General features: G+C 64.2%; 22 protein-coding genes. 16 read left to right on the top strand and 6 right to left on the bottom strand.

The annotated features are described in order from the left end of the window. From A9G05_RS14230 to deoD, 7 genes are all read left to right on the top strand, one after another. Nucleotides 1–1,065: a hemin-degrading factor gene (locus A9G05_RS14230; protein ID WP_069561605.1), complete on the top strand. Its 1,065-nt coding sequence runs from the start codon at nt 1–3 to the stop codon at nt 1,063–1,065. Nucleotides 1,066–1,150: 85 nt separating this feature from the next. Beyond that, a complete protein-coding gene (locus A9G05_RS14225; RefSeq protein WP_069561604.1) occupies nt 1,151–2,050 on the top strand; it encodes a hemin ABC transporter substrate-binding protein in 900 nt (299 codons plus the stop codon). Beyond that, on the top strand, nt 2,047–3,084 hold the full coding sequence (locus A9G05_RS14220; RefSeq protein WP_069561603.1) for an iron ABC transporter permease: 1,038 nt from the start codon (nt 2,047–2,049) through the stop codon (nt 3,082–3,084). The genes A9G05_RS14225 and A9G05_RS14220 overlap by 4 nt, the downstream gene beginning before the upstream one ends. Then, entirely contained in the window at nt 3,084–3,851 is a 768-nt protein-coding gene (locus A9G05_RS14215) for a heme ABC transporter ATP-binding protein (protein ID WP_069561602.1), read from the top strand. Before A9G05_RS14220 ends, A9G05_RS14215 begins: the two co-directional genes overlap by 1 nt. Before the next feature lie 21 nt (nt 3,852–3,872). Beyond that, on the top strand, nt 3,873–4,769 hold the full coding sequence (locus tag A9G05_RS14210; RefSeq protein ID WP_069561601.1) for a ChaN family lipoprotein: 897 nt from the start codon (nt 3,873–3,875) through the stop codon (nt 4,767–4,769). 30 nt (nt 4,770–4,799) lie between these two features. Further along, nucleotides 4,800–5,579 (top strand): deoxyribose-phosphate aldolase, encoded by a 780-nt coding sequence (gene deoC, locus A9G05_RS14205; protein ID WP_069561600.1) that lies wholly within the window; start codon nt 4,800–4,802, stop codon nt 5,577–5,579. 39 nt (nt 5,580–5,618) lie between these two features. Further along, a complete protein-coding gene (deoD, locus tag A9G05_RS14200; protein ID WP_069561599.1) occupies nt 5,619–6,326 on the top strand; it encodes a purine-nucleoside phosphorylase in 708 nt (235 codons plus the stop codon). A 291-nt stretch (nt 6,327–6,617) separates the two neighbouring features. On the opposite strand, the gene A9G05_RS14195 is transcribed toward deoD, so the two are convergent. From A9G05_RS14195 to A9G05_RS14180, 4 genes are all read right to left on the bottom strand, one after another. Further along, entirely contained in the window at nt 6,618–7,418 is an 801-nt protein-coding gene (locus tag A9G05_RS14195) for a Crp/Fnr family transcriptional regulator (RefSeq protein WP_069561598.1), read from the bottom strand. Nucleotides 7,419–7,520: 102 nt separating this feature from the next. Beyond that, nucleotides 7,521–7,793 carry a TfoX/Sxy family protein gene (locus A9G05_RS14190; RefSeq protein ID WP_044403307.1) on the bottom strand — a complete coding sequence of 91 codons (273 nt, stop codon included), beginning with the start codon at nt 7,791–7,793 and terminating at the stop codon, nt 7,521–7,523. Between the two features lie 113 nt (nt 7,794–7,906). Continuing rightward, a complete protein-coding gene (locus A9G05_RS14185) occupies nt 7,907–8,254 on the bottom strand; it encodes a pentapeptide repeat-containing protein (RefSeq protein ID WP_069561597.1) in 348 nt (115 codons plus the stop codon). 78 nt (nt 8,255–8,332) lie between these two features. Beyond that, nucleotides 8,333–9,892 (bottom strand): bifunctional aminoglycoside phosphotransferase/ATP-binding protein, encoded by a 1,560-nt coding sequence (locus A9G05_RS14180; RefSeq protein WP_069561596.1) that lies wholly within the window; start codon nt 9,890–9,892, stop codon nt 8,333–8,335. Between the two features lie 115 nt (nt 9,893–10,007). Between A9G05_RS14180 and mrcB the strand changes: the two genes are divergently transcribed. The 3 genes from mrcB to A9G05_RS14165 are packed head-to-tail and all read left to right on the top strand — an operon-like array spanning nt 10,008 to nt 13,427. Further along, nucleotides 10,008–12,326, top strand: coding sequence for a penicillin-binding protein 1B (gene mrcB, locus A9G05_RS14175; protein ID WP_139131160.1), 2,319 nt, complete (start codon nt 10,008–10,010; stop codon nt 12,324–12,326). A 16-nt stretch (nt 12,327–12,342) separates the two neighbouring features. Next, nucleotides 12,343–13,098 (top strand): tetratricopeptide repeat protein, encoded by a 756-nt coding sequence (locus A9G05_RS14170; protein ID WP_083272586.1) that lies wholly within the window; start codon nt 12,343–12,345, stop codon nt 13,096–13,098. Beyond that, on the top strand, nt 13,098–13,427 hold the full coding sequence (locus A9G05_RS14165; RefSeq protein ID WP_044403298.1) for a YqcC family protein: 330 nt from the start codon (nt 13,098–13,100) through the stop codon (nt 13,425–13,427). The genes A9G05_RS14170 and A9G05_RS14165 overlap by 1 nt, the downstream gene beginning before the upstream one ends. Before the next feature lie 16 nt (nt 13,428–13,443). Here the strand turns inward: A9G05_RS14165 and A9G05_RS14160 are convergent, their stop codons facing one another. Then, nucleotides 13,444–13,923 carry a DUF4124 domain-containing protein gene (locus tag A9G05_RS14160; RefSeq protein ID WP_069561594.1) on the bottom strand — a complete coding sequence of 160 codons (480 nt, stop codon included), beginning with the start codon at nt 13,921–13,923 and terminating at the stop codon, nt 13,444–13,446. A gap of 408 nt (nt 13,924–14,331) precedes the next feature. Between A9G05_RS14160 and A9G05_RS14155 the strand changes: the two genes are divergently transcribed. Both A9G05_RS14155 and ilvN read left to right on the top strand, forming a co-directional pair. After that, nucleotides 14,332–16,056, top strand: coding sequence for an acetolactate synthase 3 large subunit (locus A9G05_RS14155; protein ID WP_069561593.1), 1,725 nt, complete (start codon nt 14,332–14,334; stop codon nt 16,054–16,056). A gap of 2 nt (nt 16,057–16,058) precedes the next feature. After that, the gene (gene ilvN, locus A9G05_RS14150; protein WP_044403291.1) at nt 16,059–16,550 is read left to right on the top strand and encodes an acetolactate synthase small subunit; all 492 of its coding nucleotides are present in this window, start codon (nt 16,059–16,061) and stop codon (nt 16,548–16,550) included. Nucleotides 16,551–16,602: 52 nt separating this feature from the next. Here the strand turns inward: ilvN and ilvY are convergent, their stop codons facing one another. Next, nucleotides 16,603–17,484: an HTH-type transcriptional activator IlvY gene (gene ilvY, locus A9G05_RS14145; protein WP_069561592.1), complete on the bottom strand. Its 882-nt coding sequence runs from the start codon at nt 17,482–17,484 to the stop codon at nt 16,603–16,605. Between the two features lie 124 nt (nt 17,485–17,608). Between ilvY and ilvC the strand changes: the two genes are divergently transcribed. From ilvC to msrQ, 4 genes are all read left to right on the top strand, one after another. Continuing rightward, nucleotides 17,609–18,625: a ketol-acid reductoisomerase gene (ilvC, locus tag A9G05_RS14140; protein WP_044403288.1), complete on the top strand. Its 1,017-nt coding sequence runs from the start codon at nt 17,609–17,611 to the stop codon at nt 18,623–18,625. Between the two features lie 146 nt (nt 18,626–18,771). Next, nucleotides 18,772–19,587 carry a CDP-diacylglycerol--serine O-phosphatidyltransferase gene (gene pssA / locus A9G05_RS14135; RefSeq protein ID WP_044403286.1) on the top strand — a complete coding sequence of 272 codons (816 nt, stop codon included), beginning with the start codon at nt 18,772–18,774 and terminating at the stop codon, nt 19,585–19,587. Nucleotides 19,588–19,650: 63 nt separating this feature from the next. Continuing rightward, nucleotides 19,651–20,655: a protein-methionine-sulfoxide reductase catalytic subunit MsrP gene (gene msrP, locus A9G05_RS14130; RefSeq protein WP_069561591.1), complete on the top strand. Its 1,005-nt coding sequence runs from the start codon at nt 19,651–19,653 to the stop codon at nt 20,653–20,655. Continuing rightward, nucleotides 20,655–21,281 carry a protein-methionine-sulfoxide reductase heme-binding subunit MsrQ gene (msrQ, locus tag A9G05_RS14125; RefSeq protein WP_069561590.1) on the top strand — a complete coding sequence of 209 codons (627 nt, stop codon included), beginning with the start codon at nt 20,655–20,657 and terminating at the stop codon, nt 21,279–21,281. The genes msrP and msrQ overlap by 1 nt, the downstream gene beginning before the upstream one ends. Nucleotides 21,282–21,451 lie beyond the last annotated feature (170 nt).

The following is a 21,451-nucleotide window of genomic DNA, read 5'->3' as shown; positions in this document are numbered from 1 at the left end:
ATGACTGCCCTCAACCAAACCGCCACGGCGGGCCCCGCCCTGTACCAGGCCTGGCAGACGCTGCGTGGCGAGGAGCCGCGCCTGCGCGCCCGTGACGCCGCCGAGCGCCTCTCGGTCAGCGAGGGCGAGCTTACCGCCAGCCGCCTGGGCGTGGATGCCGTGCGCCTGCGCCCCGAGTGGGCGAGCCTGCTGCCCGCGCTGGGTGAGCTGGGCCACATCATGGCGCTGACCCGCAACGAGCATTGCGTGCATGAGCGCAAGGGCGTGTACCGCGAGGTGTCGGTGATGGCCAACGGGCAGATGGGGCTGGTGGTGTCCGCCGACATCGACCTGCGCCTGTTCCTTGGTGGCTGGTCCAGCGTGTTCGCCGTGGCCGAAGAAACCCCGCGCGGCACTCAGCGCAGCATCCAGATTTTCGACAGGCAGGGCGTGGCCGTACACAAGGTGTTCCTCACCGAGCGCAGCGAAGTCGCCGCCTGGGCGCCGCTGGTCGAGCGCTTCCAGGCCGAGGAACAGAGCGCCGAGCTGGATCTGCAGCCGCTGCCCGCCGCCGAGCCGGTCAGGCCCGATGCCGAGATCGACGTCGCCGGCCTGCGTGAAGGCTGGTCAGCCCTCAAGGACACCCACCACTTCTTCGCCCTGCTGAAGAAGCATGGCGCGGCCCGCACCCAGGCCCTGCGCCTGGCCGGCAGCGAGTGGGCCGAGAAGCTGGACACCGCCGAACTGCCGCGCCTGCTGGAGGCGGCGGGGGAGAAGCAGATCCCCATCATGGTGTTCGTCGGCAACCGCCACTGCATCCAGATCCACAGCGGCCCGGTGCAGAACCTGAAATGGATGGACACCTGGTTCAACGTGCTCGACCCCGAGTTCAACCTGCACCTGAAGACCCCGGGCGTGACCGAGCTGTGGCGGGTACGCAAGCCCAGCAGCGACGGCGTGATCACCAGTTGGGAAGCCTTCGATGCCGAAGGCGAGCTGGTGCTGCAACTGTTCGGCGCGCGCAAGCCGGGCATCCCGGAGCGGGAAGACTGGCGTGCCCTGGCCGAGACCGCTCCGGCGCTCTGACGCCTGGCCGAGCCCCGGCCCGATCCACCCCGACGCCCCGCCCCTGCCGGGGCGTCGTTCCGCCTGAATCTGAAGGAGTCATAGGATGCGTGTTGCTGTTTCCCTTGCCGGCCTGTGCGCCGGCCTGTTCCTGAGCCAAGCGGCGCATGCCGCCGATCCGTTGCCGCAACGCTGGGTCAGCGCCGGGGGCTCCCTCAGTGAATGGGTGGTGGCGCTGGGTGGCGAGAGCAAGCTGGTGGGCGTCGACACCACCAGCCTCCATCCCGCCTCGCTGAAGTCGCTGCCGAGCATCGGCTACCAGCGCCAGTTGGCCGCCGAGGGCATCCTCTCGCTGCGCCCGGACATACTGCTGGGTACCGAGGAAATGGGCCCGCCGCCGGTGATCGAGCAGGTCAATGCAGCGGGGGTGCGCATCGAACTGCTGCCGTCCAGGGCCGAGCTGCCGGTGCTGGAGAAGAACCTCACGCTGATCGGCGGCCTGCTGGGTGACGAGGCCCGCGCGCAAAAGGTCTTCGCCGACTACAGCCAGCGCTTCGAGCAGCAGGCCAGGTGGGTCGCTGAGACCCGGCGCACGCAGGAGGCGCCGCGCGTCCTGCTGCTGCTCGGCCATGCCGGCAGCAACCCCAAGGCCGCCGGCAAGGACACCGCCGCCGCTTGGATCATCGAGCAGGCCGGTGGCCGGAACATCACCGATCATCTCGGCTACAAGGCGATCTCCAACGAGGCGCTGGCGGCGCTGGACCCGGACGTGGTGGTGTTCGCCGATCGCCGCCTCGAAGGCGAGGAAGCCAAGGCCGCGCTGCTCAAGCAGAACCCCGCTCTGGCCATGACCCGTGCCGGCAAGCAGGGCCGCCTGCTGCCGCTGGACCCGACCCTGCTGGTGGGCGGCCTCGGCCCGCGCCTGCCGGATGGGGTGGCCGCGCTGTCCGCGGGCTTTTATCCTCAGGCACCGGCCCTGACCGCCAACAGCCAGAACCAGCCATGACCCCCGCTGTACATTCGCGCCCCCTGTTCATCGCACTGGGCGCCTTGCTCGCGCTCGCCCTGTGGCTGTCCCTGGCCCTCGGCCCGGTGAGCCTGCCCCTGGGCGACACCCTGCGCGCGGCCCTGCGCCTGGCCGGGATGCCGCTCGCGCCCGCAGGCCTGGAGCAGGCCGAACTGATCCTCGGGCAGATCCGCCTGCCGCGCACCCTGCTGGGCCTCGCCGTCGGCGCGGTGCTGGCGCTGTCTGGCGTGGCCATGCAGGGCCTGTTCCGCAACCCGCTGGCGGACCCCGGCCTGGTCGGCGTTTCCAGTGGCGCGGCCCTCGGCGCGGCGGTGGCCATCGTCGGTGGTGCGGCCCTCGGCGGGCTGCCCGAGAACATCGCGCCCTACCTGCTGTCCGCCTGCGCCTTCGCCGGTGGCCTGGGAGTGACGGCGCTGGTCTACCGCCTCGGCCGGCGCGACGGGCAGACCAGCGTGGTGACCATGCTGCTCGCCGGCATCGCCCTCAACGCCCTGGCTTTCGCCTGCATCGGTTTGTTCACCTACCTGGCGGACGACGCCACGCTGCGCACCCTGACCTTCTGGAACCTGGGCAGCCTCAATGGCGCCAGCTATGCGCGGCTGTGGCCGCTGCTGCTGATCACCGGGGCGGTGGCGCTGTGGCTGCCGCGCCGGGCCAAGGCGCTGAACGCCTTGCTGCTGGGCGAGTCCGAGGCGCGCCACCTGGGCTTCGAGGTGGAGAAGCTCAAGCGCGAACTGGTGCTGTGCACGGCGCTGGGCGTCGGCGCCGCAGTGGCCGCTGCCGGGCTGATCGGCTTTATCGGCCTGGTGGTGCCGCACCTGGTGCGCCTGGTCGCCGGGCCGGATCACCGTGTCCTGCTGCCGGCCTCGGCACTGGCCGGTGCCAGCCTGCTGCTGTTCGCCGACCTGGCCGCGCGCCTGGTGCTGGCGCCGGCGGAGATGCCCATCGGCATCGTCACCGCGCTGATCGGCGCGCCCTTCTTCCTTTATCTGCTGCTGCGGGGGCGTCACTGATGCTGCGTGTCGAACAGCTTGAAGTGCACCGTGGCAGCACCGTGGTGCTGGCGGGCGTGGACCTGGAGCTGCGCCCCGGCGAAGTGCTGGGCGTGCTCGGCCCCAACGGCGCGGGCAAGAGCACCCTGCTCGGCGCCCTGAGCGGCGAGCTGGGCCTGGCCGCTGGCCAGGTCAGCCTGGAGCGCCGCCCGCTTGCCGAATGGGCCGGCCCGCAGCGTGCCCAGCGCCTGGCGGTGTTGCCGCAGAGTTCCACCCTGAGCTTCGGCTTCCGTGTCGAGGAAGTGGTCGGCATGGGCCGCCTGCCCCACGCGACGGGGCGGGTGCGGGATGCCGAGATCATCCGTGAGGCCCTGGAGGCGGCCGATGCCGCGCACCTGGCCGGGCGCAGCTACTTGGCGCTCTCCGGCGGCGAGCGCCAGCGCGTGCACCTGGCACGGGTGCTGGCACAGTTGTGGCCGGGCGCGCAGGGGCAGCACCTGCTGCTGGACGAGCCCACCTCCATGCTCGATCCCCTGCACCAGCACACCACCCTGCAAGCGGTGCGTGATTTCGCCGGGCGTGGCGCCGCGGTGCTGGTGATCCTCCATGACCTGAACCTGGCGGCGCGCTACTGCGACCGCCTGCTGCTGCTCTGCGACGGGCGCCCCCATGTGCTGGGCACGCCCGACGAGGTGCTGCAACCCGAGCCGTTGAAGGCCGTGTTCGGCCTCGACGTGCTGGTGCAGCGCCACCCGGAACGCGGCCATCCCCTGATCGTCGCGCGCTGAACGAACCCGAGGAATCCATCCATGCGCCTGCTTCTCCTGCTCGTCATCGCGTCCCTGGCGGCGTGCCAGGCCACCCCGCCCTTGCCGCAGTGGCAGAGCCCGGAGGCCCGCCAGCATGCCGATCTCGGTGTCATCCGCGACCTGCGCAGTGGCCAGACCCTGAGTCCACGGCAATTGCTCGACCGCCTCGCCGAGGCGCCGCGCGTGCTGGTGGGCGAACAGCACGACAACCCCGACCACCACGCCCTGCAGTTGTGGTTGCTAGAGGCGCTGGAAGGCCGTCGCAGCCAGGGCAGCCTGCTGCTGGAAATGCTCAACCCCGACCAGCAAGCCAAGGTGGATGCCGTGCACGCACTTATCCGTTCCGGCGCCGATGAAGGTGAGCTGGAAAGCGCGCTGGCCTGGCAGAGGAGCTGGGACTGGGCGCTGTACGGCCCGATCGTGCGCCATGCGCTGGCCCAGCCCTACCCGCTGCTGGCGGCGAACCTGGATCGCAGCGAGATCATGCGCATCTATGGTGAGCAGCCAGCGCTCAGCGGCACCGCCTCGACCACGGCCACCGTCCAGGACGCTCTGCGCGAGCAGATCCGCGAATCCCATTGCGGGCTGCTGCCGGAGAGCCAGTTCCCGGCCATGCTCGCCGTGCAGCAGCAGCGTGACCGGCGCATGGCCGAGCGCCTGCTGGCGGCCCCGCAACCGGCGCTGCTCTTCGCCGGTGCCTTCCATGTGCGCCGCGACCTGGGCGTGCCGCTGCACCTGGCTGATCTCGGAGCGGGGGAGGGCAGTGCGGTGCTGATCCTCGCCGAGGCCGGCAAGACCGTGGAGCCGGGCAGTGCCGACTACGTCTGGTACACCGCCGCAGTCACTCCGGTTGACCATTGCGCCGAGATGCGCAAGCAGATGCACACGCGCCCTTGAATCCATCCTGTTGTCGATTTCGGAGTCCGTATGGCTGAACTGAACGATCCTGAGCTGGCCGCTCTGGCGGTCCGCCTGCTCGACCTGACTTCCCTCAACGACACGGATGACGAGGCGGTCATCGACACTCTTTGCACCCGCGCGCTGACGCCCGTCGGAGCGGTGGCTGCCGTCTGCGTCTACCCACGCTTCATCGGCTTTGCCCGGCGGCGTCTCGATGCGCTGGGCGCCGAAGCCGTGCGCGTCGCCACCGTGGCCAACTTTCCTCAGGGTGGCGTCGATGTACGGCGAGCGCTGGAGGAAACCCGGGCTGCCGTGGCCGATGGGGCGGACGAGGTGGACCTGGTCTATCCCTATGCTGCGTTGCTGGCGGGCGATGCCCAGCCGGGGCGCGATCTGGTGGCTGCATGCCGGGAAGCCTGCGGGGAACGGGCGGTGCTCAAGGTGATTCTCGAGACCGGGGCGCTGGCGCAGCCGGAGCTGATCCGCCAGGCCAGCCGCGATGCGATCGCGGCGGGTGCCCAGTTCATCAAGACCAGCACCGGCAAGGTGCCTGTCAACGCAACGCCGGAGGCGGCAGCGCTGATGCTCGGGGTCATTGCCGAGCAAGGCGGTACGGTGGGCTTCAAGGCGGCCGGCGGCTTGCGGACCCTGGCGGATGCGCGCTGCTACATCGAGCTGGCACGGACGACGCTCGGCGCGCACTGGGTAACCCCCGAGCATTTGCGGCTCGGTGCTTCAGGCTTGCTGGCCGAGCTGCTGAAGACCCTGGGTGCTGCGGGCGAGCCTGTAGCAAGTGCTGGCTACTGACTCATCACGACCTTCCCCACGTCCCCACGCGAGGCTGTCATGACCACACCCCACATCAATGCACAGCCGGGTGACTTTGCCGAGACCGTACTCATGCCCGGTGACCCGCTGCGGGCCCGGGCAATCGCCGAAACCTTTCTGGAAGACGTGCGGGAGGTGAACACCGTGCGCAACATGCTCGGCTATACCGGCCGCTACCGGGGGCAACGCGTTTCGGTGATGGGGTCGGGCATGGGCATCCCCTCCATCTCGCTTTACGCCCATGAGCTGTTCAGCCAGTTCGGCGTGCGGCGCATCATCCGCGTGGGCAGTTGCGGGGCCTTGCAGCCGGACGTCCACCTGCACGACCTGGTGATCGCTCAGGGCGCGTCCACCGATTCCGGCGTCAACCTCAAGCGTTTCGGCGGCTTCGACTTTGCCGCGCTGGCGGCTTACCGCTTGTTGGCGCGTGCCGTGAGCCGAGCCGATGAAATGGGGATGACGGTGCACGTGGGCAATGTGTTTTCCGCCGACCTGTTCTACGAGCCGACGGCCGATTGGATGGCGCCCATGAGCCGGATGGGCATCCTCGCCGTGGAGATGGAGGCGGCGGGGTTGTACGGCGTGGCGGCGGAGCTGGGGCGCGAGGCGTTGGCCGTATTGACGGTGAGCGACCAGTTGCTGACGGGGGAGCGCCTCGGATCGCAGGCGCGCCAGGAGGGGCTCCACGACATGACCCGGCTGGTGCTTGAAAGCGTGATCGACTGAGGGCGGTAGGCCCAGGTGGGACGTGGCTTTCAGCGGTTTTCTGCAGGCAAAAAAAGACCCGGCAAACTGCCGGGTCAATAACCGTGATTAGCCTGATGAGGAGATAATCTGAAGAGTCCGACTGCTTGGTCTCTCAGCTTACCGGCTGATCTCGCGACCAGTTGTGGTAATAATAACAATTCTCATTTCGTGGTCAAGTGCAGGATGTAAAAAAATTCGTCAGAACAGGATGAACGGTCATCAGGCACGAAAAACCCGGCATTTGCCGGGCTTTTTGTAGGGTTGTGTGGATCAGCCTTCCGGGTTCGCCTGGCGCTGTTGGGTGATTTCCTTGTTCAGCAGGTCGATGCGCCGGGCCATGCTCTCGATGAGGCTGTGGGCGATGCGTGGGTTGCTCTGCATCAAGCTGAGGAACTGATCCTTTGGGATCACCATCACGGTGCAGGGCTCGCTGGCGACGACGGTGGCACTGCGCTTCTCGCGGGTGAATACCGCCATGGCGCCGAAAATTTCGTCCTTCTGCACGTCGCCGACCTTCTGGCCGTCGACGAAGGCTTCGGCATGGCCTTCGATGATGATGAAAACGTGGTCGGCGTCGTCGCCCTGGTGGATCAGCTCCTCGCCGGCGGCGAAATGCTGGAAGCCGGTGGAGGGGCGGATCTCCGGCTGCTTCAGTCGAGCCAGCGCGTCCGAGAGCAGGGCGGTGTGACCGATCAGGTACTGGATGAACTGCTCCTGGCGCTGCTCGTCGGCATAAATGTGCTTGAACACAGCGCTGCGGGAGTAGGGGGTGAGGCTTACAGGCTCGTCGCTGCGGTAGCGGCAGCTTGGCAGCTCGATGCCTTGGCGCAGACCTACCAGGTCGCCTTCCTGGAGGTAGAAGAGGGGGCGTTCGTCGACCAGGGCGTGCAGCAAGCCATTCTCGATGATGAATAGCTGATTGCCAGGCAACTCCCGGTTCAGGTCCTCGACCGACTCGAAGGAGAGCGGGGGGCCGGAAGGTTCGAGCCCGTCGAGCAGCTGGCTGGGAATGCTTTGCAGTCGGTTGATCAGCTGGTCGGCGTAAGCAGGTTGCTCCCCGAGTAGGTACATGTCGGTAATTCCTTGGACTGGCTGGGCTTGGACGCACGAACGTCCCTGAAACAATAGGGCGCATCGGTACGAACGTAAATCACCGAGCGCTGGTGTTGTGAGCTAGCTCCTGTTGTTCTGCGGAAAAGACTCGAGCTCACCGTTGAGTTGGGCCTTGTGGCCCGGGGGCAGCTCGTTCCAGTGCACGTCCAGCAGGGCCCCTTCAATGGCGTACAGAAGCACCTTGGAGGCGCGAAAGCCACGGGCCTTTACCGCTCTATAGGCGCCTACAGCCCCCAGGCGGCGAAGGTCGGACGCATTGTGTATACCCACCGCGTGCAACCATTGTGCCGAGGTCTTGCCGAGGTTCTTCAGGTTCTGCAATTCATCGTTCATCGAGCCTCCTTGCAATGGGTGCGCGAGAGGACAGGTTTCCCGGTGTCGCGCCCAAGAGTGTAGCGGGCGGTCAGGCGGATGTGGCCGCATGACATCACTCGTTCGACGGTTGGTCAGCGGTGGGTGTTGTAGCGCAGGCGGGTGCCGAAATTCACCGACATGAGCAGCTCGTCCGCAGCCAGTTCGGTGGGGAAATAGGCGCCCGAGATCTGTGCGTGGGCGATGCTGGCGCCCTGCAATTGGGATTCGCGGAAGTCGATGCCGCGCAGGTCGGCCCCCCTGAAGTAGGCGTCGGTGAAGTCGACGCCACGGGCATCCAGGCCGCGCAGGTCGATGCCGCGAAAGTCACCGCCGCGCAGGTCGACGGTGCCGTCGGCTGGTTTCCGGGCGTTGAAGCCCGCGATGTCGTCGTTACGCAGGAGGAGGTAGAGAGGCGAGTCGAGCTGATGGGGAAGTGTCATGGCGGGGCTCGTCCGTTGAGGGTTCCCCGGGAGTATAGAAGGTGCGGCAGGAATTCCCTGCCGCACCTTGGGAGGGGCTTAGAGTCCCGGCAGGAACTGGCGGATGCGCTCGACCAGGGTGTCCAGGCTCTTGGCCTGGTGAGTGTCGACGCGGGTGCTGTGGGCCTGCTCTTCGCTGTCGAGGGGCTCGCGGCTGACGTGCTGCGCTTGTACCACCTCCAGGGTGGCGTCGGAGGGGTCAGTGCCCTGCTGGCGGCGCTGCTCCAGCCAACTGCCGATAACCGCATCCGGTGCCTGGCAGTCGAGAATCAGGAACGCGGTGCCGGCCTTCTCGGCCACGGTGCGAGCGCCCTGACGCTGGGTGCGCTTGAGGTAGGCGGCGTCGAGTACCACCGGGAAGCCGGCGCTCAGCACCTGCTCGGCCAGATCGTGCAGGCGCTGGTAGGTGGCCTCGGTGGATTCGGGGCTATAGATGCCGCTGTTCAGTTCGCCGTCTTTCCCCGGCTGTTCGCCGAACAGGCGCTTGCGCTCCACGTCCGAACGCAGGCGGATGGCGCCCAGGGCGTCCACCAGGCGCAGGGCGACGTGGCTCTTGCCGACCGCCGAGACGCCGTGGGTGATGGCGAGGAAGCGCAGCGGGATGGTGCTGTAGCTCTCTGCCAGGTTGGCGTAGTTGCGGTACTGGCGCAGGGTGGCGGCGCGCTGCACGGCGTCGGTCTGGTGGGCGAGGCTGAACAGGGCGACCTTGGCGCGCACCAGGGCGCGGTAGGCCTTGTAGAAGTTGAGCAGAGCCAGGCCACGGTAGTCGCCGGTTTCCTCGAGGTAGCGGCTGACCAGGCGGCGGGAGAGCGACTTGAGGCCACGGTCTTCGAGGTCCATCGCCAGGAAACCGATGTCGGCATAGACGTCAGTGAAGCGGAAGGGCTCGTTGAACTCGATGCAGTCGAACAGCACCACTTCGCCATTGATGAGGGTGGCATTGCCCAGGTGGATATCGCCGTGGCACTCACGGATGAAACCGTCGCGCTTGCGCTCGGCCAGCAGCGGCTTGAGGCGCTCGAAGCTGCTCTGCGCCCAGGCTTCCAGGGCGTCGAGTTGCTGCAGGTCGGCCTTGGCTTCGAGCATCGGGCGGATCTGGTCGAAGTTCTGCTGCACCGGCTGCATCACGGCTTCGGGCGTGCCCAGCGGGTGCTTCTTGTCCACGCGCGGGGCTTCGAGGTGGAACCGGGCAATCTGCTCGGCCAGGGCGTCGACGTGGGCCGGGCTCAGTTCACCACGGGACTGGATCTCGCTCAGCAGGTTGCTTTGCGGGAACTGCGCCATGCGGATGGCGTACTCGATCACCGGGCCTTCGCCTCCCAGGCGGGGGGCCGACTCGCTACCGGTGATGGGCACTACATCCAGGTAAAGGTCATGGGTGAGGCGTTGGTTGAGACGGACTTCCTCGGTGCAGAAGTGCTGGCGGTCTTCCAGGCGGGTGAAGTCGAGGAAGCCGAAATTCACTGGCTTCTTGATCTTGTAGACGTAGGGACCGGTGAGCAGCACCCAGGAGATATGGGTTTCGATGACGCTGAAGGCTTCCACCGGATGGGGGTAGAGGCTCGGGTCCTGAAGGGCTTGGATCAATTGTTGGCTCACGGTCGTTCCTTGTTCTGGCACGTGCAGAGGCGGGCATTATGGGTGCTGTGCGCCACTCTGCAAACCATCAGGGGGCGCCTACTGGCGCTGGGCAAAGTGCGTATAATGCGCCGCCATGACTCGTTCCCGATCCCCCCGCTCCCGTAAGAAACCCCGTTCCAGTGGCTTGCGCAGGCTCTTCGGCTGGGCTTTCAAGCTCAGCCTGGTGGGCCTGGTCATCCTGGCGGGCTTCGCCGTCTATCTGGATGCCATCGTCCAGGAAAAATTCTCCGGTAAGCGCTGGACCGTGCCGGCGAAGGTCTATGCACGGCCCCTTGAGTTGTTCGTCGGGCTGAAGCTGGCCAAGGACGACTTCCTCAAGGAGCTCGACGCCCTCGGCTACCGTCGGGAGAGCGCCTCCAACGGGCCGGGTTCGGCCTCCGTGGCCGGCTCGACGGTGGAGCTGAACACCCGTGGCTTCCAGTTCTACGAAGGGGCTGAGCCGGCGCGTCTGATCAAGGTGCGCTTCTCCGGTGACTACGTGGCGGGGCTCAGCCAGGGCAGCGGTGCCAACCTGGCGGTTGCGCGCCTGGAGCCGCTGCTGATCGGTGGCCTCTACCCTGCTCACCACGAAGACCGGATTCTCATCAAGCTGGACCAGGCGCCGCCTTACCTGGTGGATACGCTGGTTGCGGTGGAGGACCGAGAGTTCTTCAACCACTGGGGCGTCTCGCTGAAGTCCATCGCGCGGGCCATCTGGGTCAACGCCACCGCCGGTCAATTACGCCAAGGCGGTAGCACCCTGACCCAGCAGTTGGTGAAGAACTTCTACCTGACCAGCGAGCGCAGCATCACCCGCAAGGCCACCGAGGCGATGATGGCGATGCTGCTGGAAATGCATTACGACAAGCGCGAGATCCTTGAGGCCTACCTGAACGAGGTGTTCCTCGGCCAGGACGGCCAGCGCGCTGTGCACGGCTTCGGCCTCGCCAGCCAGTATTTCTTCAGCCAGCCGCTTTCCGAACTCAAGCTGCATCAGGTGGCGTTGCTGGTGGGGATGGTCAAGGGGCCGTCCCAGTTCAATCCGCGCCGCAATCCCGAGCGCGCGCTCGAGCGCCGGAACCTGGTGCTGGACCTGCTCGCCGAGCAGGGCGTGGTCACGGCCGAGGAGGCCGCAATGGCGAAGGCCAAGCCACTGGGTGTGACGCCTCGCGGCAGCATGGCCGACAGCTCCTATCCGGCCTTCCTCGATCTGGTCAAACGCCAGTTGCGGGAAGATTACCGAGACGAGGACCTGACCGAGGAAGGGCTGCGCATCTTCACCAGCTTTGACCCCATTCTCCAGTCCAAGGCCGAGACGGCACTGGAAGAGACGCTCAAGCGCCTGGCAGGCCGCAAGGGCGTGGATGAGGTGGAGTCCGCGATGGTGGTGAGCAATCCGGAGACCGGCGAGATCCAGGCCCTGATCGGCAGTCGCCAGCCCCGCTTCGCAGGCTTCAATCGGGCCATTGATGCGGTGCGTCCGGTCGGCTCCCTGATCAAGCCCGCTGTCTACCTGACGGCGTTGGAGCGGCCCAGCCAATACACCCTGACCAGTTGGGTGCAGGATGAGCCCTTCTCGGTGAAGGGGCAGGATGGCCAGGTCTGGACGCCGCAGAATTACGACCGCCGAGCCCATGGCACGATCTTTCTCTACCAAGGGCTGGCCAACTCTTACAACCTCTCCACGGCCAAGCTGGGCTTGGAAATTGGCGTGCCCAACGTGCTGAAGACCCTGGAGCGCCTGGGCGTGTCCCGCGAGTGGCCGGCGTATCCGTCCATGCTGTTGGGCGCCGGGGCGCTCAGTCCGATGGAAGTGGCGACGATGTACCAGACCCTGGCCAGCGGTGGTTTCAATACCCCGCTGCGGGGTATCCGCAGCGTGCTGGCTGCGGAGGGCGAGCCGCTCAAGCGCTACCCCTTCCAGATTCAGCAGCGCTTCGATCCGGGGGCTATTTACCTGGTGCAGAACGCCATGCAGCGCGTGATGCGTGAGGGTACGGGGCGCTCCGTCTACAGCCAGTTGCCAGCGTCCCTGACCCTGGCAGGCAAGACTGGCACCACCAACGATTCGCGTGATAGCTGGTTCGCCGGTTTCAGTCAGGATTTGCAGGCCGTGGTCTGGCTCGGCCGCGACGACAACGGCAAGACGCCGCTGACCGGTGCCACGGGTGCCCTGCAGGTGTGGACCAGCTTCATGCGCAAGGCCGATCCGTTGCCGCTCGACATGCCCATGCCGGAGAACGTCGTCCAGGCCTGGATCGATCCGCGTACCGGCCAGGGCTCCGATTCGAGCTGCCCAGGGGCTGTACAGATGCCTTATATTCGCGGCAGTGAACCCGCTCCTGGCCAGGCCTGTGGAGCGGGTGCGCCGGTGGACTCGGTGATGGACTGGGTCCGCGGCTGGGTGCAATGAACGAAGAGGACCTGATGTGAACAAAGGCTGGATTCCTGCGGTTACCGTCGCGCTCATGCTTGGTGGTTGCGCCACCCCTCAACGCAATGCAATTCCTGTCGTCGACTCCGGTGGCCCGATGTCCGAGCAGGAAGAGGGCGCGGGCGGCTATCGGGCACCCGTGCAGGCTGCCCAGCCTCGCTATGAGCCGCAGGATGCGGGCGTCGTGGTGATGGTTCCGGGGGCTACTTCCGGTTCGTCCGCGCAGGCCATGCCGGCACCGAGTGCGCCCATCAGTGGTTCGGTGACCTCTGGTCCGATCACTCCGGGACCGCTCGTCACCGGCCCGGCAGCAGGCGTTTCGGCACCTGCCGCCAGCCCCAATTACGGCAGCACCTATTCCGCCCCGACCGCGCCGTCCATGCCGAGCGGCATCCCCTCCAGTGGTGGCCTGGCTGCCGACGAGCAACTGGATGGCCCGGTGCTGGCCTTGCTGACCACTGCCCAGCAGCAACAGGGTGGTGGTGATCTCAACGGTGCTGCGTCCAGTCTCGAACGTGCGCAGCGCATCGCTCCTCGTGAGCCTCAGGTGCTCTACCGCCTGGCGGAGGTTCGCCTCGCCCAGGGGGACGCTGCCCAGGCCGAGCAACTGGCCCGGCGTGGTCTGAGTCTTTCCAACGGGCGTCCCTCCCTCCAGGCGGGCCTTTGGGAGCTGGTGGCCAAGTCCCGCGAGCGTCAGGGTGATCCGGCAGGTGCTGCCCAGGCACGTCAGCGCGCTCGGGTCAGCTCCTGATGGACGTGCGCCTGGCCGAGGTGGCTGATCAGCTGCTGCTGATCGAGCGCGAGCTCCGCCTGCTCGGCTGGTGGGCGGAGCAGCCGCCCAGTGCCGAGGCGCTGGCGAGCCAGGCGCCGTTCTGCGTCGACACGATGGCGTTCGAAGAGTGGTTGCAGTGGATCTTCCTGCCGAGGATGAAGGTGATCCTCGAAGCCGGCGCCGAGTTGCCTCGGGTATCCGGCATCCTGCCCATGGCCGAGATGGCCTATCAGGAACGTGCAGGGAACGTGCGGGGGCTTCTCGAAGCGCTCGGCGCTTTCGATCGGTTGATCGGCAGCGCCGGCTGAGCAGGTCGGGCGTGCGTTACTGGCAGTTCTCGGCGATGGCCTTCTGGGTTTCCTTGAGGCGGGACTGACGTTCTTCTTCAGTCAGGCGGCGAACCTCTCCCTTGTCTTCCACGCGCAGGCGCGGGTTGTTCTGCATCTGTGCCAGGTTGGTGCGCAGCTGGGTGCAGTATTCCTTGCGCTCGGCTTCCTGCTTGGCGACGTCCTTCTTCACTTTCTCGTCGATGGCCTTTTGCTCGTCCTCGCTGGCGGGCTTGGCCTGGGCGGGCGCCTTGGCTGGCTCTTCGGCTTTGTTCAGAACGGGGTAGGGGTTCTCGAAGCTCGCCTTCGGCTCCTTGGGCTCGGCCTTGCCGGTGGAGACCTGGGTCGAATCCTGGCCCTGCGGAGGTTGTGCGCCGAAATGCGTGACACCCTGGGCATCGACCCACTTGTAGACCTGGCCGGCCATGGCCGAGGTGCTGAGGGCGAGAACCAGGCCTGCGAAAATCATGCGATGCATGGGGGTTCCTTAATAAGAAGGGGAGTCCGGCGGTAACTATAACCAAAGTCCCGTGGCTGTGATCCAGCGTGTGTCACAGCATTTCGCGCGATATTCCGTTAGGGATGACTTGACTTGAAGGGCTCTAATCCGAAGAATCCAGGGTTCGCTGTTCCAGTGGGCCGGCCGCAAGTCGGAAGCTGTAGCAGTCGATGAGGTGCACACCCGCGCCGACCCGCATCACCCTGCAACGCGTTACCTCGCGCTGGGTGGGAAAGCCCCGCAACAACTCTCAGGGGCCGCCCCAATGCTTGTTCTGCCAGTGGCTGACGTAGTCGGCGACCACCAGTCGCTCATGCCCTGTGGGCGAGCAATCCTTTCAGGCTGTCCGGTCGCGGGCAGTATTCTGGCGTTCTAGAGGTGATAAACGTGGAGCTCTTATCTGGCGCTGAAATGGTCGTCCGCTCCCTGCGTGACGAAGGCGTTAAGTACATTTACGGGTACCCGGGCGGTGCCCTCCTGCATATCTACGATGCCCTGTTCAAAGAAAGCGACGTGACCCACATCCTGGTCCGTCACGAGCAGGCTGCTACCCACATGGCTGACGGCTATGCCCGCGCCACCGGCAAGGCCGGTGTGGTGTTGGTCACGTCCGGCCCCGGCGCAACCAACGCCGTTACCGGCATTGCCACCGCGTATATGGACTCCATTCCGATGGTGATCCTGTCCGGCCAGGTGCCGAGCAACATGGTGGGTACCGACGCATTCCAGGAGACCGACATGGTCGGTATCTCCCGCCCGATCGTGAAGCACAGCTTCATCATCAAGCACCCGTCCGAAATCCCCGAGGTGATCAAGAAGGCGTTCTACCTCGCCCAGTCGGGTCGTCCGGGGCCGGTCGTGGTCGACATTCCCAAGGATATGGGCGACCCGACCCAGAAGTTCGAGTACAGCTACCCGAAGAAGGTGAAGCTGCGCTCCTACAGCCCGGCTGTTCGTGGGCACTCGGGGCAGATCCGCAAGGCTGCCGAGCTGCTGCTGGCTGCCAAGCGCCCGATCCTCTATTCGGGCGGTGGCGTCATCATGGGCGGCGCATCCGAGCCGCTGACCGAGCTGGCCAAGATGCTCAACCTGCCGGTAACCAACACCCTGATGGGGTTGGGCGCGTTCCCGGGCATGGACCGTCAGTTCGTCGGCATGCTCGGCATGCACGGCAGCTACACCGCGAACCTGGCGATGCACCACGCTGACGTCATTCTGGCCGTGGGTGCCCGCTTCGATGATCGCGTGATCAACGGTGCGAGCAAGTTCTGCCCGAACGCCAAGATCATCCACATCGACATCGATCCGGCGTCCATTTCCAAGACCATCAAGGCCGACATCCCGATCGTGGGGCCGGTCGACAGCGTGCTGACCGAGATGGTCGCGATCCTCAAGGAGATCGGCGAGACGCCGAACCGCGAGACCGTGGCCAGTTGGTGGAAGCAGATCGACGAATGGCGCGGGGATCGCGGCCTGTTCCCCTATGACAAGGGCGACGGCAGCATCATCAAGCCGCAGACCGTCATCGAGACGCTGTGCGAAGTCACCAAGGGTGATGCCTACGTCGCATCCGACGTGGGTCAGCACCAGATGTTCGCGGCGCAGTACTACCGTTTCAACAAGCCCAACCGCTGGATCAACTCCGGTGGCCTCGGCACCATGGGCTTCGGCTTCCCCGCTGCGATGGGTGTGAAGCTGAACTTCCCGGATGCCGACGTGGCCTGCGTGACCGGTGAGGGCAGCATCCAGATGAACATCCAGGAGCTGTCGACCTGCCTGCAGTACGACCTGCCGGTGAAGATCGTCAACCTCAACAACGGTGCGCTGGGCATGGTCCGCCAATGGCAGGACATGCAGTACAACAGCCGCTATTCCCATTCCTACATGGAATCGCTGCCGGACTTCGTCAAGCTGGTCGAGGCCTATGGCCACGTGGGCATGCGCATCACCGATCTCAAGGACCTGAAGCCGAAGATGGAAGAGGCGTTCGCCCTGAAGAACCGCCTGGTGTTCCTCGATATCCAGGTGGATCCGAGCGAGCACGTCTATCCGATGCAGATCCGGGATGGCGCCATGCGCGATATGTGGCTGAGCAAGACGGAGCGGACCTGACCATGCGACACATCATTTCCCTGTTGCTTGAGAACGAGCCCGGAGCCCTGTCTCGCGTCGTCGGCCTGTTCTCCCAGCGCAACTACAACATCGAAAGCCTGACCGTAGCGCCGACCGAGGACCCGACCCTGTCTCGTCTGACCCTGACGACCGTGGGCCAGGATGACGTGATCGAGCAGATCACCAAGAACCTCAACAAGCTGATCGAGGTGGTGAAGCTGGTCGACCTGTCGGAGAGCGCGCACATCGAGCGCGAGCTGATGTTGGTGAAGGTGAAGGCCACTGGCGCCCAGCGCGCCGAGGTCAAGCGCACCACCGATATCTTCCGTGGGCAGATCGTCGACGTGACCAGCAGCGTCTACACGATCCAGCTCGCCGGTACCAGCGACAAGCTCGACAGCTTCATCCAGGCGATCGGTACCAGTTCGATCCTCGAAACCGTGCGCAGTGGCGTGACCGGCATTGCTCGCGGCGACAAGGTGCTGAGCATCTGATTGCTGTTGAATGGAAAACCCCGCCTTATGCGGGGTTTTTTATTGCCTGGATTTACTGGCGGCGATTCCAGAAGGCGGCGATCAGTGGATCCTTCAGGCGCTTTTCCAAGGCGAACAGGCCGATGTCGTAGGCGGCCAAGGGCGGCTGGATATCGTAGAGGCGTATGCGTCCGGCCAAAGGGCTGTTGTCGAGGACGATCTGCGGGACCACGCCAATCCCGAACCCAAGGCTCACCATGCTGACGATGGCTTCGTTGCCGCTGACCTGAGCATAGATGTTGGGCTTGATGCCATGGCTTTTCAGCCAGCGGTCGGTACGGGTCCGGGCGAGGCCCTCTTCCGAGAGAATCATCGGTACGTCCTTCCAGCTTTGCGCCGTAGGCTGATGCAGTTGTTCCTCGGTCAGCAGCTGGGGTGACTGTGGGCCGATGAAGCGCAACTCGGAGCGGGTGATCGACTGGAAATCGATGCCGGCTGGCAGGTTGTCGGGCCGGGCGCCGATGGCGAGGTCTTCCAGCCCCTGTTGCACCCGTTCGACTGCCTTTGCCGGGTCGCCGGTGTGCAGCTTCATCTCGATGCGCGGGTAGTCCTGGCGGAAGCTGCTGAGGATGTCGTAGAGGAAGCTGTAGCTCGCCGTTACCGAGCAGTACAGCGACAGCTCGCCGTTCAGGTCCTGCTGGTCCTGCATGAGGCGCTGGCGGATGGCATGCCAGCCGCTCATGACCTCGCAGGCGTATTCGCGGAACTGCTGGCCCTCGCGAGTCAGTTGCACCGACCGGCTGTCGCGCACGAACAGGGGGGCACCCAGTTCATCCTCGAGCTGCTTGATGCTGCGGCTGAGTGCAGAGGGGCTGACATGCTGCTCTCGGCTGGTTTTGCCGAAGTGCAGGTTGTCTGCCAGAGAGAGAAAGAGCCTGAGGGCGTGGCTGTCCATGTGTGTTTCATTTATCGGCACGTTGCGTTGCGAATATATCATTTTACGCAACGAGACGGATCGCTTAATGTGCCCTTGTCACGGTGTGCGCACCCCCATCCCTTTCGTTATAAGAGCCAGAAACATGAAAGTTTATTACGACAAAGATTGCGATCTCTCCATCATCCAGGGCAAGAAAGTCGCCATCATTGGTTACGGCTCCCAGGGCCACGCCCAGGCCTGCAACCTGAAAGACTCAGGTGTCGACGTCACCATCGGTCTGCGCAAGGGTTCCGCCACCGTCGCCAAGGCTGAAGCCCATGGCCTGAAGGTCACCGACGTTGCCAGCGCTGTTGCAGCGGCTGACTTGGTGATGATCCTGACCCCGGACGAATTCCAGGGCCAGCTGTACAAGAACGAGATCGAGCCGAACATCAAGAAGGGTGCCACCCTGGCCTTCTCCCACGGCTTCGCTATCCACTACAACCAAGTTGTGCCGCGTGCCGACCTCGACGTGATCATGATCGCGCCGAAGGCTCCCGGTCATACCGTGCGCTCCGAATTCGTGAAGGGCGGCGGTATCCCTGACTTGATTGCCATCTACCAGGACGCTTCCGGCAATGCCAAGAACGTTGCCCTGTCCTACGCCTGCGGCGTGGGCGGCGGCCGCACCGGCATCATCGAGACCACTTTCAAGGACGAAACCGAAACCGATCTGTTCGGTGAGCAGGCCGTTCTGTGCGGTGGCTGCGTCGAGCTGGTCAAGGCCGGCTTCGAAACCCTCGTCGAGGCAGGCTATGCCCCCGAGATGGCCTACTTCGAGTGCCTGCACGAGCTGAAGCTGATCGTTGACCTCATGTACGAAGGCGGTATCGCCAACATGAACTACTCGATCTCCAACAATGCCGAATACGGTGAGTACGTGACTGGTCCTGAGGTCATCAACGCCGAGTCCCGTGCTGCCATGCGCAACGCTCTGAAGCGCATCCAGAACGGCGAATACGCGAAGATGTTCATCCAGGAAGGCGCATCCAACTACGCCTCCATGACTGCTTACCGTCGTAACAATGCTGCTCACCCCATTGAGCAGGTTGGCGAGCGTCTGCGCGCGATGATGCCGTGGATTGCCTCCAACAAGATCGTCGACAAGGCCAAGAACTGAGTTCAGGTCTTCGTATGAGGAAGCGCGGCTAAGGCCGCGTTTTTTCATTGGGGTGCCCGCATCTGGTATAAAGCCACATCGCCGGGCCCAGCGGCTCCCCCTTTGGTCCGGCCAAATTCATCTGCATATCTGCAAGGATGTTGTTCATGAGTGACCGTCCCGAAGAGCCCGGCAAGGCTCCAGAACCTGAAAGCCTCCTGCCCATCGACGAGCATGTCGAGGAAGGGCACGACGACCAGGGGCGCAAGGTTCGCCATCGCGGTATCTACCTGCTTCCCAACCTGTTCACCACGGCCAACCTGTTTGCTGGCTTCTACGCCATCATCAACGCCATGAGCGGTAACTTCTCCGTTGCAGCGGCGACTATTTTTGTGGCGATGGTTCTCGATAGCCTGGATGGGCGAGTAGCCCGTCTGACCAACACGCAAAGCGCTTTCGGTGCCGAGTACGACTCGCTGTCGGACATGGTTGCGTTCGGTGTTGCTCCTGCGTTGCTGGCGTTCGAGTGGGCCTTGAGTGGCCTGAACAGCGTTGGACTTACCGTTGCCTTCATTTATGTCGCTGGGGCTGCATTGCGTTTGGCCCGTTTCAATACCCAGATCGGCAAGACCGACAAACGCTACTTCATCGGTCTCGCCAGTCCGGCGGCGGCGGGGGTGGTGGCCGGTACTGTGTGGGCGTTCAGTGACTTCGGCATCAAGGGTTCCAACATGTCGTTCATCGTCGCCATGCTGGTGGCGGCTGCGGGCATGCTGATGGTCAGTAATATCAAGTACTACAGTTTCAAGGATCTGGATCTGAAAGGGCGCGTACCTTTCGTGGCGATCCTCGTGGTGGTATTGGCCTTTGCCGTGGTCTTCAGTGATCCGCCGCGTATCCTGCTGCTGATCTTCCTGGCCTACGCCGCTTCCGGTCCGGTGCAATACTTGCTCCAGATGCGTCGCCGCCAGCACGTCGAGTGATGTAATTTTCCCGCGGCTCCGCAGTCTACTGGCCAAACCGAAGCCGTACTGCGGAGTCCCCCGATGCTTATCAAGGTTTCATCTCCCTCCATCGCTCGCGAGAGCGAGGTCACCCCTGAATCCGTCTATCTGTCCCGCCGCACTTTCATGGCAGGTGTGGGGGCTGCCGCTGCACTTGCTGGCTTGCCTGTACGCGCAGATGGGCCAGGCGACTATCCCGATGTAGAGCCTGGGCATGCCCCTGCCTGGTTCGAGGGAAAACTCTCGGATGTCCGTTGGCGAGCAAGTGTGCCGGGGAATGAGTCCATTACTCCATTCGTTGACGCTACTCACTACAACAACTTCTATGAGTTCGGTACCAACAAGGGGGATCCTGCCCGCTATGCGGGCGCACTGGCTGTTGAGCCATGGACAGTCAAGGTGGATGGCGAAGTTGGAAAGCCGGGCAGCTTCAGCCTGGAAGACCTGGTGAGTCCCCATCAGCTGGAGGAGCGTATCTACCGGCTCCGCTGTGTGGAGGGGTGGTCGATGGTAATCCCCTGGCTTGGATTTCCATTGGCGGATTTGTTGAGGCGGGTAGAGCCTACTTCCAAGGCGCGCTTCGTCCGTTTCGAGACACGTGTCGAACCTGAGCAGATGGCCGGCGTTCGCTCGGGGTTGTCTCTTATTGACTGGCCATACGTTGAAGGTTTGCGCCTTGATGAGGCCATGCATCCGCTTGCCTTGATGGCCGTCGGGATGTATGGGCGAGTGCTGCCTAACCAGAACGGGGCGCCATTGCGTCTGGTGGTCCCGTGGAAGTATGGCTTCAAGAGCATCAAGTCCATCGTCCGCATCAGCCTGCAGGAAGAGCAACCTTCGACGACATGGCAACTGATTGCGCCGAACGAGTACGGCTTCTATTCGAATGTGAATCCAGAAGTCGATCACCCCCGTTGGAGTCAGGCGCATGAGCGGCGCCTTCCGAGCGGCCTGTTCAGTCCCAATGTGATTCCGACACGGCTTTTCAACGGCTATGAGGAGGTCGCTGGCCTCTACGCTGGGCTCGATCTGCGGAAGAACTACTGATGCGTTATTGGCAGTGGCGATTCGTTGTCTTCCTGGGGGCTCTGGTGCCCCCCGTTCTATGGCTGTATCAGGCGTGGATCTTTGCCCTCGGTCCTGACCCGGGAAAAGCTCTTGTCGACAGGTTGGGCTTGGGTGTTCTCTGGTTGCTGCTCATCACGCTCAGCATGACTCCTCTGCAGAAAATAACAGGTTGGGGTGGATGGATTGCGGTCAGGCGCCAGCTTGGTCTGTGGACCTTCTGCTATCTCTGCCTTCACATTGCAGCCTATGCCGTCTTTCTACTGGGGCTCGATCTGCAGCAGTTGGTGAGCGATCTCGGGAAACGCCCCTATATATTCGTGGGGGCAGTAGCCTTTATAGGGCTTCTTATTCTGGCGCTCACATCCAACCGCTACAGCATCCGTCGGCTTGGGAGGCGCTGGAAGCTGATTCACCGGAGTGTCTATGGAATCCTGGCGCTTGGCCTGCTTCATATGCTCTGGGTCGTTAGGGCTGACATGACCGAATGGGCAGCGTACGCGCTGGTGGGGGCTCTGCTTATGGGGTTGCGGTTACCTGCCGTTGCGAGGCTTCTGCCGAAAGTGTTCCGGGGTGTGCTGCGAGTTGACGGAAATATTTCAAAATAGGTGTTGACGCCGTGGCTGAGGTCTCTATAATGCGCACCACTCCCACGGCGGACAACGAAAACTCCTTGAAAATCAATGAGTTAAGTTTTTTGAAGTGGGATGCGGTTCCGGAGTGGTTGCGGATTCGCGGCGATGATCTGCTAGTCAGGTTGATTGCTGAAAAAGGGGTG

This window comes from Pseudomonas sp. ENNP23 (assembly GCF_001728945.1).
Lineage (GTDB): Bacteria > Pseudomonadota > Gammaproteobacteria > Pseudomonadales > Pseudomonadaceae > Metapseudomonas > Metapseudomonas otitidis.
Note: the sequence above shows the minus strand (reverse complement) of the source record. Positions and strands in the feature narration are given on the sequence as shown.